Origin of the sequence: Pseudomonas sp. Ag1, assembly GCF_000278565.1 — a bacterium.
Lineage (GTDB): Bacteria > Pseudomonadota > Gammaproteobacteria > Pseudomonadales > Pseudomonadaceae > Aquipseudomonas.
Genome location: NZ_AKVH01000071.1, coordinates 1 through 13980 on the forward strand (window position 1 = coordinate 1; position 13980 = coordinate 13980).

The 13980-nt window shown below is 60.7% G+C and carries 12 protein-coding genes; 4 read left to right on the forward strand and 8 right to left on the reverse strand.

The genetic code is table 11. The annotated features are described in order from the left end of the window. The first annotated feature begins 15 nt into the window (after positions 1-15). Positions 16-279, forward strand: a complete 264-nt coding sequence (locus A462_RS27320; RefSeq protein ID WP_003216918.1) for a hypothetical protein — start codon at positions 16-18, stop codon at positions 277-279. A gap of 107 nt (positions 280-386) precedes the next feature. Here the strand turns inward: A462_RS27320 and A462_RS27315 are convergent, their stop codons facing one another. The 5 genes from A462_RS27315 to A462_RS27295 all read right to left on the reverse strand — a co-directional run bounded on the left by A462_RS27315 (position 387) and on the right by A462_RS27295 (position 5200). After that, a complete protein-coding gene (locus A462_RS27315) occupies positions 387-1490 on the reverse strand; it encodes a GlxA family transcriptional regulator (RefSeq protein ID WP_003216915.1) in 1104 nt (367 codons plus the stop codon). Positions 1491-2089: 599 nt separating this feature from the next. After that, a complete protein-coding gene (locus A462_RS27310) occupies positions 2090-3358 on the reverse strand; it encodes an OprD family porin (RefSeq protein ID WP_008431917.1) in 1269 nt (422 codons plus the stop codon). Between the two features lie 148 nt (positions 3359-3506). Further along, the gene (gene copD / locus A462_RS27305; RefSeq protein ID WP_003207822.1) at positions 3507-4364 is read right to left on the reverse strand and encodes a copper homeostasis membrane protein CopD; all 858 of its coding nucleotides are present in this window, start codon (positions 4362-4364) and stop codon (positions 3507-3509) included. A 3-nt stretch (positions 4365-4367) separates the two neighbouring features. Next, a complete protein-coding gene (copC, locus tag A462_RS27300) occupies positions 4368-4733 on the reverse strand; it encodes a copper homeostasis periplasmic binding protein CopC (protein WP_003207825.1) in 366 nt (121 codons plus the stop codon). A gap of 23 nt (positions 4734-4756) precedes the next feature. Continuing rightward, entirely contained in the window at positions 4757-5200 is a 444-nt protein-coding gene (locus tag A462_RS27295) for a GNAT family N-acetyltransferase (protein WP_003207827.1), read from the reverse strand. A gap of 144 nt (positions 5201-5344) precedes the next feature. On the opposite strand from A462_RS27295, the gene A462_RS27290 reads away from it, so the two are divergent. Then, a complete protein-coding gene (locus A462_RS27290; RefSeq protein ID WP_003207828.1) occupies positions 5345-5965 on the forward strand; it encodes a TetR/AcrR family transcriptional regulator in 621 nt (206 codons plus the stop codon). Between the two features lie 119 nt (positions 5966-6084). On the opposite strand, the gene preA is transcribed toward A462_RS27290, so the two are convergent. The 3 genes from preA to hydA all read right to left on the reverse strand — a co-directional run bounded on the left by preA (position 6085) and on the right by hydA (position 10329). Continuing rightward, the gene (gene preA, locus A462_RS27285) at positions 6085-7359 is read right to left on the reverse strand and encodes an NAD-dependent dihydropyrimidine dehydrogenase subunit PreA (protein ID WP_003207829.1); all 1275 of its coding nucleotides are present in this window, start codon (positions 7357-7359) and stop codon (positions 6085-6087) included. Then, positions 7359-8726 carry an NAD(P)-dependent oxidoreductase gene (locus tag A462_RS27280; RefSeq protein ID WP_003207831.1) on the reverse strand — a complete coding sequence of 456 codons (1368 nt, stop codon included), beginning with the start codon at positions 8724-8726 and terminating at the stop codon, positions 7359-7361. The genes preA and A462_RS27280 overlap by 1 nt, the downstream gene beginning before the upstream one ends. 163 nt (positions 8727-8889) lie before the next feature. Beyond that, positions 8890-10329, reverse strand: coding sequence for a dihydropyrimidinase (gene hydA / locus A462_RS27275; RefSeq protein ID WP_003207833.1), 1440 nt, complete (start codon positions 10327-10329; stop codon positions 8890-8892). Positions 10330-10930: 601 nt separating this feature from the next. Here hydA and A462_RS27270 point away from each other — a divergent pair. Continuing rightward, the gene (locus A462_RS27270) at positions 10931-12418 is read left to right on the forward strand and encodes an NCS1 family nucleobase:cation symporter-1 (protein WP_003207834.1); all 1488 of its coding nucleotides are present in this window, start codon (positions 10931-10933) and stop codon (positions 12416-12418) included. A gap of 179 nt (positions 12419-12597) precedes the next feature. After that, positions 12598-13881 carry a Zn-dependent hydrolase gene (locus A462_RS27265; RefSeq protein WP_008431928.1) on the forward strand — a complete coding sequence of 428 codons (1284 nt, stop codon included), beginning with the start codon at positions 12598-12600 and terminating at the stop codon, positions 13879-13881. Positions 13882-13980 lie beyond the last annotated feature (99 nt).

Here is a 13980-nt window from a genome sequence, read left to right on the forward strand (position 1 = left end):
ACAAGGATTAACGTCATGATGCACGCGGATTTGATTGACCAGGATGACCTGCTGGGCCAGCTGCGGTCGTTGGGTTTCGAGGTGTCCAGCGGCGCTACCGCCGAGCAGGCTTGCGAGTGTGCGGTGCGCGGCTTGAGCGCGGCGCGGGCCAAGGCGCTCAAGGGTATGGTTGAGCAGATGTACACCGGCAGCGCGACGATCTTGCCGGCGGTGAGGCAGGCGATCGACAAGCAGTTGTTGCCGGCGCTGGTGCAATTTCGGCAGAACTCTGGCGCCTGATATACCGCATTCGCGAGCAAGCCCGCTCCCACATTCGACCGCGTTCCTACTGAAAAAACGCGGTCAAGTGTGGGAGCGGGCTTGCTCGCGAATGCAGGCGACTCGGTCTAAAGCCTTACGCTGGCGAAAGTCGACTCATTCCTGGCCTGGCTCAACGCCGACAACGGCCCGGACAACGGTGACAACACCAGCGCCTGCGGAATCGGCATCATCGCTACCTGCTGCGTGGTGTTGGAACCCACACGCTCATCCCGCGGCGGAATGCCGAAGTATTCGCGGTAGCACTTGGAGAAGTGCGGCGTGGAGACAAACCCGCACACCGACGCCACTTCGATGATCGACATCGGCGTTTGCTTGAGCAACTGCCGCGCACGGATCAGGCGCAACTTGAGGTAGTAGCGCGACGGCGAACAGTGCAGGTATTTCTGGAACAAGCGCTCCAGCTGACGCCGGGACACCGCTACGTACACCGCCAGTTCATCGAGGTCGATCGGCTCTTCCAGGTTGGCCTCCATCAGCGCGACGATTTCCTGCAACTTCGGCTGGTTGGTGCCAAGCATGTGCTTGAGCGGCACGCGCTGGTGATCCTGTTCGTTGCGGATGCGCTCGTACACAAACATCTCGGAGATCGCCGCCGACAATTCACGGCCGTGGTCGCGGCTGATCAGGTGCAGCATCATGTCCAGCGGCGCGGTGCCGCCGGAGCTGGTGAAGCGGTTGCGGTCGAGGGTGAACAGGCGTGTGCTCATGGCCACGCGGGGAAAGGCTTCCTGCATCGACGCCAGGCATTCCCAGTGCACGCTGCAATCAAACCCGTCCAGCAGGCCGGCGCAGGCCAGGGCCCAGCTGCCGGTGCACACCGCGCCAAGGCGACGGGATTGGCGCGCCTGGCTTTGCAGCCACGACACATGTTCACGGGTCACGGTGCGCTGGATACCCACGCCGCCACAGACGATCACGGTGTCCAGGGCCGGGGCTTTGTGCATGGAAGCATCGGGGGTGATTTGCAGACCGTCGCTGGCCCACACCTGGTTTCCGTCCACACTCAACGTCGTCCAGCGATAAAGCTCGCGGCCGGAGAGTTGGTTGGCCATGCGCAGGGGTTCGACTGCGGAAGCCAGGGAAATCAGCGTGAAATTGTCCAGCAGCAAAAAGCCGATGGATTGAGGCGCACGGTTCTGGGGTTGAGCCCCGGAGTTGAACGACGTCATCGCGGTATCTCCTCACACAAAGCGGGTGATGGCCTCAGGCGAGGCTCTTGTTATTGCGCTCATCGCCTTAAGGAAACTCCTATGGCGAGAGGCTTTGTATTGATAGAGCAAATGCCATGCCTAAAGTTGAATGCGTATTCAATAACTCCTGAAAACGACCTCATGACGTGTCTATATAAGCCCGCGCATGGAGTGGGGGATATGACCCAGAAAAGACGTGAGAGAACGCAGGCTCAAGGTGTGTGAGCAGATCGGTAGCACTTGTGGGAAGGGAGAGAAACGACGTGGGAAAAGTCTGTCACCACAAGCACGGGTGACCGATGGTCATGAGGGGAAATCGTTCGGGAGCTACTTATCTAATTGCGACGCGCTAAAAGGTGGCGCTTGCGGGTGTCGGTGTTCACTTTATGAGCAATGTTGCTCTTCTGTGGCGAGGGAGCTTGCTCCCGCTGGAGTGCGAAGCGCTYCCAAGATTTTGGGGCCGCTGCGCAGCCCAGCGGGAGCAAGCTCCCTCGCCACAGCAATCTACCTCCCCACAGCAATCTCTCCCCACAGCAAGCTCCCCCGCCACAAAAGCCTTTCCGGTTGTTTGTAGACCGCTATAACAACGACAGCGGGTAACTGATGAATATCCGGTTTTCATCAAACTCGTTGGTACTGAAATCCCGGCGCATCGTTGCGTTGCGCCAGCGCACATTCAGGTCCCGCAGTGGACCGCTTTGTACCGTGTAGGCCAGTTCCGACTCACGGCCCCACTCCTTGCCATTGGTGATCGCCCCGGTGTGCACGTTATCGCCACTGATGTAGCGGTTCATCATGGTCAACCCGGGAATGCCCAGTACCACGAAGTTGAAGTCGTGCCGCACCTGCCAGGATTTTTCCTTGGCGTTGTCGTAGCTGGCGTTGTAGCTGTCGTTGGCCAGGGTGCCGCCGCTGGTGCCGTTGACCCGCATCCAGGCGCTGTCGCCGGTGAGTTTCTGCAGGCCGATATAGAAGCTGTTGCCTTTGTATTTGGCCGAGAGCAGGGCGAACGCGGTTTTGTTGTCGAGGTCGCCGGCCAGGGCCTTGCCGTCTTCCTTGCCGGTGAAGAACCCGAGGTTGGCGCCCAGGGTCCAGTCGCCCACGGGCTGGCTGTGGGTCAGGTTGAAATACTGTTGCTGGTAGATGTCACTGAGTTCGGCGTACCACACGCCAACCTGGGTGCGCTTGTCGTTGAAGGTGTATTCGCCGCCGCCGAAGTTGAAGCGGTCCGAGGTGAATGCGGCTTTGCCGTTGAGAAACATGTCATCCATGCTCGCGTCGTTGCGCGGGCTGTTGCCGCGAAACTGGCCGCCATACAAGGTCAGGCCGGCGATTTCCCTGGACGTTACCTGGCCGCCGCGGAACGTTTGCGGCAGTGAGCGGCCGTCATCCGAGCGCAGGATCGGCAGTACCGGCATCCATTCGCCGACTTTCAATTCGGTGTTCGACAGCTTGGTTTTCAGCGCCACGCCCAGGCGCCCGAAGTTATCGGCAGGACGGCCATCGCTGCGGGTCGGCAGCAGTTGGGTGCCGGCGGTACCTTTGCCGCCGTCGAGTTTCTGCGAGTACAGGCCCAGCACGTCCAGGCCGAAACCGACGGTGCCTTGAGTGAAGCCGGACCTGGCATCGAGAATGAAGTTTTGCGTCCACTCCTCGGCCTTGCCCTGGGGGTAGGCGGGGTTGGTGAAGTTGCGGTTGAAGTAGGCGTTGCGCAGGTTGAGCGTGGCGGTGGCGTCATCGATGAAGCCTTCTGCCGAGGCGGTGGCGGGGAGGGTAAAGGCCAGGCTGCTCAAACCGATGGCGGCAAAACGGGTGGTGCCGGAGAACTGGCGGACGTGTTGGCTCACAGTGACGCTCCCTTGTCTTTTTGTTGTTTTTATTTTTTGTTATACGTTGTCGTACAACATTGAGGGCGATATTTGCGAGGTTTCAGGGGGTTGTCAATCGAAAGTTATACGATGACTCCCTGCGTGAAGGGAGTCAGTGGGGGAGGAGTTATCCCGCTGCAACCATGGGCGGCAAGGTGCCAAGCAGCGAAACGGCGGCTACCGCTGAAACACCTAGTAACCATTCAATCATCACGCTGGCCTTCAAGGCAGGCAGCCGCTGCTCACAGTTGTGAATCCGCAGGCGGTTCAGGAGCGCCAGGGCGAGCATGCCGAACACCAGCAGCACCTTGATCAACAGGATCAGGGCGAACCCTGTGAACAAGGGCGTCGGCCAGAACTGCCCGGTGAGCACCCGCACGTTGATCAATCCGGTCACCAGCAGCCCTGTCACCAGGCCATAACCGATGCCACTGAAGCGCTTGAGGATCGGTTCCAACGGATAGCGGGGCGATTGCCTGAGGATCAACACCAGCAGGAGCAGGCCGCCCAGCCAGGCACCGACACACACCAGGTGCACCACCTGATTGAGGATCAGCAACTGTCCGGCCATGCCATTGAGCATGGCGCCATGGCCCACCGGTGCCAGTGTCGCCAGCAGCAATGCACAGAGCGGCAGGCGCAACGCTTTCCACGGCGTCATCAGGCCCAGCACCAGCAGCACGTTCAGTAGCAAGTGCCAGGTCCAGACCTGGCCGAAGAAGGTTTTGCCCAGCACCAACTGCACGGTCGACCATTCCAGCGCGCCCAGCCCGACACCGGCCATGCTCGCGCTGATCAACAGCAGCCACGCCACCCCCGACACCAATGCCAGCCACGCCAACCCTTGGGTGATGCGCGACAGTTGGCGGTCCAGCACCGGTTGCGGTCCCGCGCCCAGCAGCCAGGGCCTGAACACACAGGCCCCGAACATCAACAGCACGACGATGAAATGCAGGAAACGGCACAGCACCAGCAGGGTGGCCATGGATTACTGGCCGACCTTGAAGCTGTATTCACCGTTGCTCTTGTGGGTATCCACCGAGACCGCGTTCCACACCACTTTGTAGGTGCCGGCGGCCAAGGGTGCGGCCGGTGTCACCACCAATACTTTCTTGTCGGCGTCCGGGGTTTCCAGGCCCTTGATCGCGACTTCGGTGCCGTCCTTGCTCAGGGATACCTTGGTGAAGGTCGCTTCAACGCCTTCGCTGAACGTCAGGCGCAGGTCCTTGGGCGCGGCGACGCTGCTGTCGGCGGCAGGCTCCGAGCTTTTCAGGTGGGCGTGGGCAAACGCGGCCGAGGCGCCCAGCAGGGAAGCGAGCAGGGCAACGGTGGTGAGGGTCTTCTTGATCAACATTGTTCAATACCTTCAGGTGAGAGTCAGTCGTTCGGTAGTGCCATGTGCAACAAGGGGAAGGGCTTGCCTTCGCCATCGACGGGCGAGCGGCCGGTCTGGATAAAACCATAGTGCAGGTAGAAACCCACGGCCTGTGGATTCTGCTCGTTCACGTCGACCCGCAGGGTGTCGTGGCGGGCGCGTACGAAGTCCAGCAACTGGCGACCGATGCCCTGGCCGCGTCGGTTCGGGTCGATAAACAGCATCTCGACATTATTGCCGCCGGTGCCGACGAAGCCGCCAATGCCTTGGGTATCTTCGTACACCCACACTTCAAGTGCGGGCATCGGCAGGTAGCAGTCGCGTACCAGGGGCAGCAGGCGCTGGATGTCGTCTTCGCTGAGAAAGTCATGGGTGGCGCGCACCGAGCGTTCCCACAGTGCACCCAGCACCGGGTCGTCGCACGCGCTTCGCTGTCGAATAGTCATGGGGGATGATCCTTCGAGGGGATGGCGATGCTAACCAATCCGCTATCGACGGGGAAGGTTCTTGTACGAAGTTTCACAGTGGCGTGTCGCCGCGATCTAGAGCGGATGGTAGTCTTGAAGCCATGTTGTTGTCAGGGAGCCCTTATGGGCAATCACAAGATCGGTATTCGTCGGGTCAACGTCGAAAAGATTCTGCTGGCGGCTGAAAAGGTCTTCGCCGAGAAGGGCTATGGCAGCACCGCCATGGCCGACATCGCTGAAGAAGTGCAACTGCCGCGCTCCAACCTGCATTACTACTTCAGTACCAAGAGCGAGCTGTACAGCGCGGTGTTGTTCGACCTGCTGGAGGTATGGAAGCAGGACGCCTTGTGCTTCGAGATGTTCGACGACCCGCGGGTGGTGCTCAGTAGCTACATCCGCGCCAAGATGCAACATTCCCGCAGCCGGCCTTATGGTTCGAAAGTCTGGGCGAATGAAATCATCCACGGCGCGCCAACCCTGGGGGAGGCGCTGGATGTGAGCCTGTATGACTGGGCCAAGATGAAGGAAGCGAAGATTCGCCAGTGGGTGGAGGACAAGCGGATTTTGCCGGTGGAGCCGTCGAGCCTGCTGTATATGATCTGGGCGTCGACCCAGCACTATGCCGACTTTGATCATCAGGTGAAGATCCTGAATGACCATCAGCCGTTGTCGGACATGCAGTTTGAGCGGGCGGTGCAGACGGTGACGAGTGTGATCCTGCGGGGGATCGGGTTGGAGCCCTAGATCGTTCCCACGCTCCGCGTGGGAATGCCGCCCTGGACGCTCTGCGTCCGCTCTTAAGGTCGTGACGCGGAGCGTCAACGGATGCATTCCCACGCGGAGCGTGGGAACGATCATTCAGGCTACACCGCCTCGCGGTAGGGGTTCCTCGGATCCTGCGTCCAGTTCAAAAACGGCTTCCCGGTATCCACCGGCACCATCTCGATACAGTCCGCCACCGGGCAGGTGATCTGGCACAGGTTGCACCCCACGCACTCATCATCGATCACCTCGTATTTATGTGTCCCATCTGCCTGCTTCAAGCTGGCAATCGCCTGGTGCGACGTATCTTCACAGGCAATATGGCAACGCCCACAGCCAATACATGCCGCCTGGTCAATTTTGGCGATCACCTGGTAATTGATATCCAGGTACTTCCAATCCGTCGTATTGCCCACCGCCCGCCCGGAAAATTCCTGCAGGCTGCTGTAACCCTGGCTGTCCATCCACCGCGACAGCCCGTCCTTCATTTCTTCGACAATCCGAAACCCATGCAGCATCGCCGCCGTGCACACCTGCACCGCGCCGCAGCCCAGCGCAACGAATTCCGCTGCATCGCGCCAGTTGCCAATCCCGCCAATCCCGCAGATCGGCAAGCCTTGTGTCTGTGGGTCCCGGGCAATCTCCGCCACCATGTTCAGCGCGATGGGTTTCACCGCCGAGCCGCAGTAACCCCCGTGGGTGCTTTGGGTGCCGACCATCGGCAGGGCGACCATGCGCTCCAGGTCGACACTGGTGATGGAGTTGATGGTGTTGATCAGCGACACCGCATCCGCGCCCCCACGATACGCTGCCCGCGCCGCCACGCGTATGTCGGTGATGTTCGGCGTGAGCTTGACGATCACCGGCAGCGAGCAATAGGTCTTGCACCAGCGCGTCACCTGTTCCACATACTCCGGCACCTGGCCCACCGCCGCGCCCATGCCGCGTTCCGGCATGCCGTGGGGGCAGCCGAAGTTCAGCTCGATGCCGTCGCAGCCTGTGGCTTCCACCAGCGGCAGGATGTGTTTCCAGGATTCTTCAACACACGGCACCATCAGCGACACGATCAGTGCGCGGTCGGGCCAGTCTTTTTTCACCTGGGTGATTTCCCGCAGGTTGATCTCCAGGGACCTATCGGTAATCAGCTCGATATTGTTGATGCCGAGCACTTCACGGTTGGCGCCAAAGTGCGCCGAGTAGCGCGATGAGACGTTGACCGCGGCCGGGTCTTCGCCGAGGGTTTTCCAGACCACGCCGCCCCAGCCTGCTTCAAAGGCGCGGACCACGTTGTAGGCCTTGTCGGTAGGCGGCGCGGAGGCCAGCCAGAACGGATTGGGGGCTTTGATGCCGGCGAATACAATCGAGAGATCGGCCATTACGCAGCCTCCACATTCAGCATGAGTTGAGCGTGCATGGCTTCAGCGGCCAGCTTGCCGTGTTGCACGGCCTGGACGGTGAGGTCCTGGCCGAGGCTGACGCAATCGCCGCCGGCGTACACACCGGGGATGCTGGTGCGCAGCTGTTCGTTGACGAAGATCCGATCGCCCTGGCGTTGCAGTTGGTGGGCCAGCGGGTCGTGCAGCGCCTCGTCGTCGAAGCCTTGGCCGATGGCCTTGAAGATCGCGTCGGCGGCCAGTTCGAAGGTCTCGCCGGTGGCTTGCAGGCGGCCATCGACCATGCGGGTGCGGGCGAAACGCATGCCGCGCACATGGCCCTGGTCGTCGAGCAACACTTCTTCGGGCTGGGCCCAGGTCAGCAGGCGTACCTGGTTGGCCTTGGCGATGTCCTGCTCATGGCCGGTGGCGCCCATTTCAGCCAGGCCACGGCGATACACCAGGTTGACGTCACGGGCACCGAGGCGGGCCATTTGCACCGCCATGTCGATGGCCGTGTTGCCGGCGCCGAGCACGATGCAACGGTCGGCCAGGGGCAGTTGACTGAGATCGTCGGCCTGGCGCAGTTCACGGATGTAGTCGGTGGCGGCGAGCAGGCCGGGGGCGTCTTCGTGTGGCAGGCCGAGCTGTTTGCTGGCAGCCAGGCCAAGGCCGAGGAACACTGCATCGAACTGCTGGTGCAGTTCGCTCAAGGTCAGGTTATCGCCCAGGCGCTGGCCGTGACGGATCTCGATGCCGCCAATTTGCAGGAGGAAATCCAGTTCCTTTTGCGCGAAGTCATCCACCAGCTTGTACTTGGCGATCCCGTATTCATTCAGGCCGCCGGCTTTTTCCCGGGCTTCGAAAATCACCACGTCATGGCCGTGCAGGGCGCTGCGATGGGCGCAGGACAAACCCGCAGGCCCGGCGCCGACCACCGCGATGCGCTTGCCGGTGGGCGCGGCGCGCTGGAACGGGTGTTCGCTGAAGTGCGCGTTGTCCACCGCGTAACGCTGCAACAGGCCGATCAGCACCGGGGCGCATTCCTCGGCATTGTTGCGCACGCAGGCTTGCTGGCAGAGGATTTCCGTCGGGCAGACCCGGGCGCAACTGCCGCCGAGGATATTCGCCGAGAGAATCTTCTGCGCGGCGCCCTGGACGTTCTCCGTGTGGATATTGCGGATGAACGACGGGATATCGATCTCGCTGGGGCACGCGTTGACGCACGGCGCGTCGTAGCAGTAGAGGCAGCGCGACGCTTCCAGTTGGGCTTGCCGGGCATTGAGCGGCGGCGCCAGGTCGGTGAAATGCGCGGCGAGGGCCGCCGCATCTTCATGGGGGTGGGGAAGATGGTTCAGGGTCTGGATCACGGTATTGGCCTCACGGTTTTTGAGGTGCTGCCTCTGGTGGGCAGTGGTTTTTTTGTTGCCTGTACCGGCCTCTTCGCGAGCAAGCCCGCTCCCTCATTCGTCCCCATTCCAGCAGGATAAATGTAGTCGAATGTGGGAGCGGGCTTGCTCGCGAATGGCGGCCTCAGCGTTTCACAGCAACCGGCCTGGAACGCTCCGCCCGCTTGCTCAACTGCTCAAACACCGGCGGATACGTCGGCCGTTCGATATACCGACCCGCACCCCGTTCGGCGCGCAAATCCCCATCCGCCCAGACCAGCTTGCCCTGGCTGATGGTATGGCTCGGCACGCCGCGCACGGTCTTGCCTTCGAAGATGTTGAAGTCGACTTTCTGGTGGTGAGTCTTCGCGGAAATGGTCCGTGTGCCTTGCGGGTCCCACAGCACCAGGTCAGCATCGGCCCCCACGCGGATCGCTCCTTTGCGTGGATACAGGTTGAAGATCTTCGCGGTGTTGGTAGACGTCAGCGCAACGAATTCCTGCATCGACAAGCGCCCGGTGTTCACGCCCTCATCCCACAACAGCGCCATGCGGTCTTCGATACCGGCAGTGCCATTGGGAATCTTGCTGAAGTCATCCCGCCCGGCGGCTTTTTGCTCGGCGCAGAAGCAGCAATGGTCGGTGGCGGTGGTGTGCAGGTTGCCCGATTGCAGGCCATGCCACAGTGCCTCCTGATGCCCGCGCGGGCGGAAGGGCGGGCTCATCACATAGCCGGCGGCGGTCTGCCAGTCGGGGTGTTGATACACGCTGTCGTCCAGCAGCAGATGCCCGGCCAATACTTCGCCGTACACCGGCTGGCCCTTGCTGCGGGCGTAGGTGATTTCATCCAGCGCTTCCTTGGTGGACACGTGCACCAGGTACAGCGGCGTGCCGATGGTTTCGGCAATCCTGATCGCCCGGCTGGCGGCTTCACCTTCCACCTGCGAAGGCCGCGACAACGGATGCGCTTCAGGCCCGGTAATGCCCTGGGCCATCAGCTTGCGTTGCAGGTGATACACCAGCTCGCCGTTTTCGGCATGCACCGTCGGTACCGCACCCAGTTCCAGGCAGCGTTCGAAGCTCGCCACCAAGGTGTCGTCCGCGGCCATGATCGCGTTCTTGTACGCCATGAAATGCTTGAAGCTGTTGATGCCGTGTTGGCTCACCAACTCGGCCATTTCCTCGCGGACCTGCTCGCTCCACCAGGTAATGGCGACGTGAAAGCCGTAGTCGGACGCCGACTTCTCGGCCCAGCCGCGCCACTGATGGAAGGCTTCCAGCAGGGATTGCTGCGGGTTGGGAATCACGAAGTCGATGATCGACGTGGTGCCGCCCGCCAACCCGGCGGCCGTGCCACTGAAAAAATCTTCACTGGCCACGGTGCCCATGAAGGGCAACTGCATATGGGTATGGGGGTCGATGCCGCCGGGCATCAGGTATTGACCGCTGCCGTCGAGTATCTCGGTGCCGGCGGGAATATCCAGATCAGTGCCAATGGCGCGGATTAGACCGTCTGCGCATAAAACATCGGCTCGGTAACTTTCATCATGGGTAATAACGGTAGCGCCACGGATCAACAGCGACATGTCGAGTTCCTCACAGGCTTGACCGGCTTGTGCCAGTTCTAAATGTTGTCATGCATCGCGCCGCTGGAAAGTTAATTCCTGTCAGCGGTGACAGGAATAGAAACTAGCCCGAGTTTTTCGAATGAGCAAGAATATTTTTTATAAGCTTATGTCTGTAATAACTGATTGAATTTTAACGATAAAAAATCAAAATCACCAAAATGTAGCGGCCTCTCACCATTTTGACGCACTTGACAGGTTCCCAATATGAGCAACATTTCCTATTGCAAATCAGACGCTTGAGACATGCCTCTTGACGGGGCCGGTAAATAAAAATAATTGTGTTGCACCAGATTGAGTCCTGATGGTTCGGACAACTTCTGCGTTAGTTGGCCTGAGTAACGCTGAAAGTAACGAGGGGCTCTTCGGTCGAGACAATAAAGCTGATAAACATCAGCAAGTTATATAAGCGGTGCGGGCAGGTTGACGGTTTACGGCACGGTTATTGAGTGCGGTGGCGGTTGGCCGGGTCCCGGATGTCATGTTGTCAACGAGGTACTCCGGCCATCCCGTGCACGTCACGGGATGAGCAAAAATAATTCGAAAAAACCGTGGAGCGGCCATGCAACAGAACAGATCGCAAGTCATTGAGCGCAACGGCCTGTACGAACTCGACGCCGGCCCCGACGTCCTCGACAGCCCCCGCTACAACCACGACATGGCACCGACCAAGGTGCGCGAACGCACCTGGAACAAGTGGCATATCACCGCGCTGTGGATCGGCATGTCGGTGTGTGTGCCGACCTACACCCTGGGCGGCGTGCTCACCGCGTACTTCGGGTTGTCGGTGGGCGAGGCGCTGATGGCGATCCTGCTGGCCAATATCGTGGTGCTGATCCCGCTGACCCTCAACGCCTTCCCCGGTACCAAGTACGGCATCCCGTTTCCGGTGTTGCTGCGCTCGTCCTTCGGCGTGCTCGGCTCCAACGTGCCGTGCCTGATCCGCGCGTTGGTGGCGTGTGGCTGGTTCGGTATCCAGACGATGTTTGGCGGCCTGGCGATCCACCTGTTCCTGGGGTCGATTTTCGAGGGTTGGAAATCCCTTGGCGGCACCGGTGAAGTGATCGGCTTCATGATCTTCTGGACCCTGAACCTGTGGGTGGTATTGCGTGGCGCCGAGTCGATCAAATGGCTGGAAACCCTGTCGGCACCGCTGCTGGTGGCGGTGGGAATCGGGCTGCTGGTGTGGGCGCTGCCGAATGTCTCGCTGACCGAGTTGATGGCGATCCCGCCCAAGCGTCCCGAAGGCGCGAGCCTCACCGGCTACTTCATGGCAGGCCTGACGGCGATGGTGGGTTTCTGGGCCACCTTGTCATTGAACATCCCCGACTTCAGCCGCTACGCCAAGAGTCAGAAAGACCAGATCCTCGGGCAGATTTTCGGCCTGCCGCTGACCATGTTCCTGTTCGCCGCCCTCGGCGTAATCATGACCGCCGCCTCGGTAAAACTGGTGGGCGTCAGCGTCTCCGATCCGGTGACCCTGATCGGCCATATCCAGAGCCCGGTGTGGGTAGCCGTGGCCATGGCGCTGATCATCATCGCCACCTTGTCCACCAACACCGCAGCGAACATCGTCTCACCCACCAACGACTTCCAGAACATCGCGCCCAAGCTGATCAACCGCACCACGGCGGTGGTGCTCACCGGCCTGGTGGGCCTGGCGTTGATGGCCCATGAGCTGCTGAAAAAGCTCGGGCTGATCATCTCCGACGTGAGCCTGGAAACCGTCTATTCCAACTGGTTGCTGGGTTACTCAAGCCTCTTGGGGCCGATCGCCGGGATCATGGTGGTGGACTATTTCATCATCAAGAAACAGCAACTGGACCTCGCCGGTTTGTATCGCGATGACGTGTACCCGGCGTGGAACTGGCATGGCTTCCTGGCGTTTGGTGTGCCGGTGGTGCTGACGTTGCTGTCCCTGGGCAGCGATGCGTTCAGCTGGTTCTACAGCTATGGCTGGTTCACCGGCTCGGCGCTCGGTGGCCTGTTGTATTACGCCCTCTGCATGAAACGCGGGGCTCGTGTGGTCGCCGTGAAAACACCGCTTTAATCGATGTGGAATGCAATCAAATGTGGGAGCGGGCTTGCTCGCGAATACGGTGTGCCAGTCGCCAGATGTGTTAGCTGAATCACCGCCTTCGCGAGCAAGCCCGCTCCCACATTTTTGATCGCAGTCCTCCAGTGAGAGTCTGGTCAAATTCATAAGAACTACTGCCTGAGGAGATCCCCATGAACGCTGCCATAGACGTTCTGCAATCCACCCATCAGCACATCAACCGCGATCGTCTGTGGCTGTCCCTGATGGAACTCGCCAAGCTCGGCGCCACCCCCAAGGGCGGTGTGTGCCGCCTGGCCCTGACCGACCTCGATCGCCAGGCCCGCGACCTGTTTGTGAAGTGGTGCGAAGAAGCGGGCTGTACCGTGACCATCGATGGCGTCGGCAATATCTTTGCCCGCCGGCCGGGGCGCAATCCCCAGTTGCCGCCGGTGATGACCGGCAGCCATATCGACACCCAGCCCACCGGCGGCAAGTTTGATGGCTGTTTTGGCGTGCTGGCGGGCGTTGAGGTATTGCGCACCCTCAATGACCTGAAGGTGGAAACCGAAGCGCCGCTGGAAGTGGTGGTGTGGACCAACGAAGAAGGCTCGCGCTTTCCTCCCTGCATGATGGGCTCCGGGGTGTTTGCCGAGAAATTCACCCTGGTCGACACGCTGGCCAAGACGGATGCCGATGGCGTGACCGTGGGCGATGCGCTGAATGCCATTGGGTATGCCGGATCACGCCCGGTGAGCGGGCACAAGGTGGGCGCATATTTCGAAGCACATATCGAGCAAGGTCCGATTCTTGAGGATGAAAAGAAAACCATCGGTGTGGTGCTGGGCGCCCTTGGCCAGAAATGGTTCGACCTGAAACTGCGGGGTGTCGAGGCGCATGCCGGGCCGACCCCGATGCACCTGCGCAAGGATGCCCTGGTCGGTGCCGCGGCCGTGGTGGCTGCAGTTAACGCGGCGGCGTTGGGTCATCAGCCTCACGCCTGCGGCACCGTCGGTTGCCTGCAAGCGTATCCGGGCTCACGCAACGTCATTCCTGGCGAAGTGCGCATGACCTTGGACTTCCGCCATCTGGAACCGGCGCGGTTGGATTCGATGATTGCCCAGGTGCGCAAAGTGATTGACGAAACCTGCGCCAAGCACGGCCTCACGTTCGAGATGACACCCACCGCTGACTTCCCGCCGCTGTACTTCGACAAAGACTGCGTGGATGCCGTGCGTGATGCGGCCAATGGGTTGGGGTTGTCCAACATGGATATCGTGAGCGGGGCAGGGCATGACGCGATTTTCGTCGCGGAACTGGGGCCCGCGGGGATGATCTTTGTGCCGTGTGAAGGTGGCATCAGCCATAACGAAATCGAGAACGCGGCGCCGGATGATTTGGCGGCGGGGTGTGCGGTGTTGCTGAGGGCGATGGTGGCAGCTTCGGTGGCAATCGCCAGCGGTAAGTTGGCTGCCTGAGTACGTCCAGTCACTGCGATAAAATGTGGGAGCGGGCTTGCTCGCGAAGGCGGTGTGTCAGCCAGCATATCCGGTGCTGACCCACCGCCTTCGCGAGCA

Excerpts from the sequence above, each read along its gene's own strand:
- A462_RS27320 (WP_003216918.1), top strand. The coding sequence starts at position 16 with ATGATGCACGCGGATTTGATTGACCAGGATGACCTGCTGGGCCAGCTG.
- A462_RS27315 (WP_003216915.1), bottom strand. The coding sequence starts at position 1,490 with ATGACGTCGTTCAACTCCGGGGCTCAACCCCAGAACCGTGCGCCTCAA.
- copD (WP_003207822.1), bottom strand. The coding sequence starts at position 4,364 with ATGGCCACCCTGCTGGTGCTGTGCCGTTTCCTGCATTTCATCGTCGTG.
- copC (WP_003207825.1), bottom strand. The coding sequence starts at position 4,733 with ATGTTGATCAAGAAGACCCTCACCACCGTTGCCCTGCTCGCTTCCCTG.
- A462_RS27295 (WP_003207827.1), bottom strand. The coding sequence starts at position 5,200 with ATGACTATTCGACAGCGAAGCGCGTGCGACGACCCGGTGCTGGGTGCA.
- A462_RS27290 (WP_003207828.1), top strand. The coding sequence starts at position 5,345 with ATGGGCAATCACAAGATCGGTATTCGTCGGGTCAACGTCGAAAAGATT.
- preA (WP_003207829.1), bottom strand. The coding sequence starts at position 7,359 with ATGGCCGATCTCTCGATTGTATTCGCCGGCATCAAAGCCCCCAATCCG.
- hydA (WP_003207833.1), bottom strand. The coding sequence starts at position 10,329 with ATGTCGCTGTTGATCCGTGGCGCTACCGTTATTACCCATGATGAAAGT.
- A462_RS27270 (WP_003207834.1), top strand. The coding sequence starts at position 10,931 with ATGCAACAGAACAGATCGCAAGTCATTGAGCGCAACGGCCTGTACGAA.
- A462_RS27265 (WP_008431928.1), top strand. The coding sequence starts at position 12,598 with ATGAACGCTGCCATAGACGTTCTGCAATCCACCCATCAGCACATCAAC.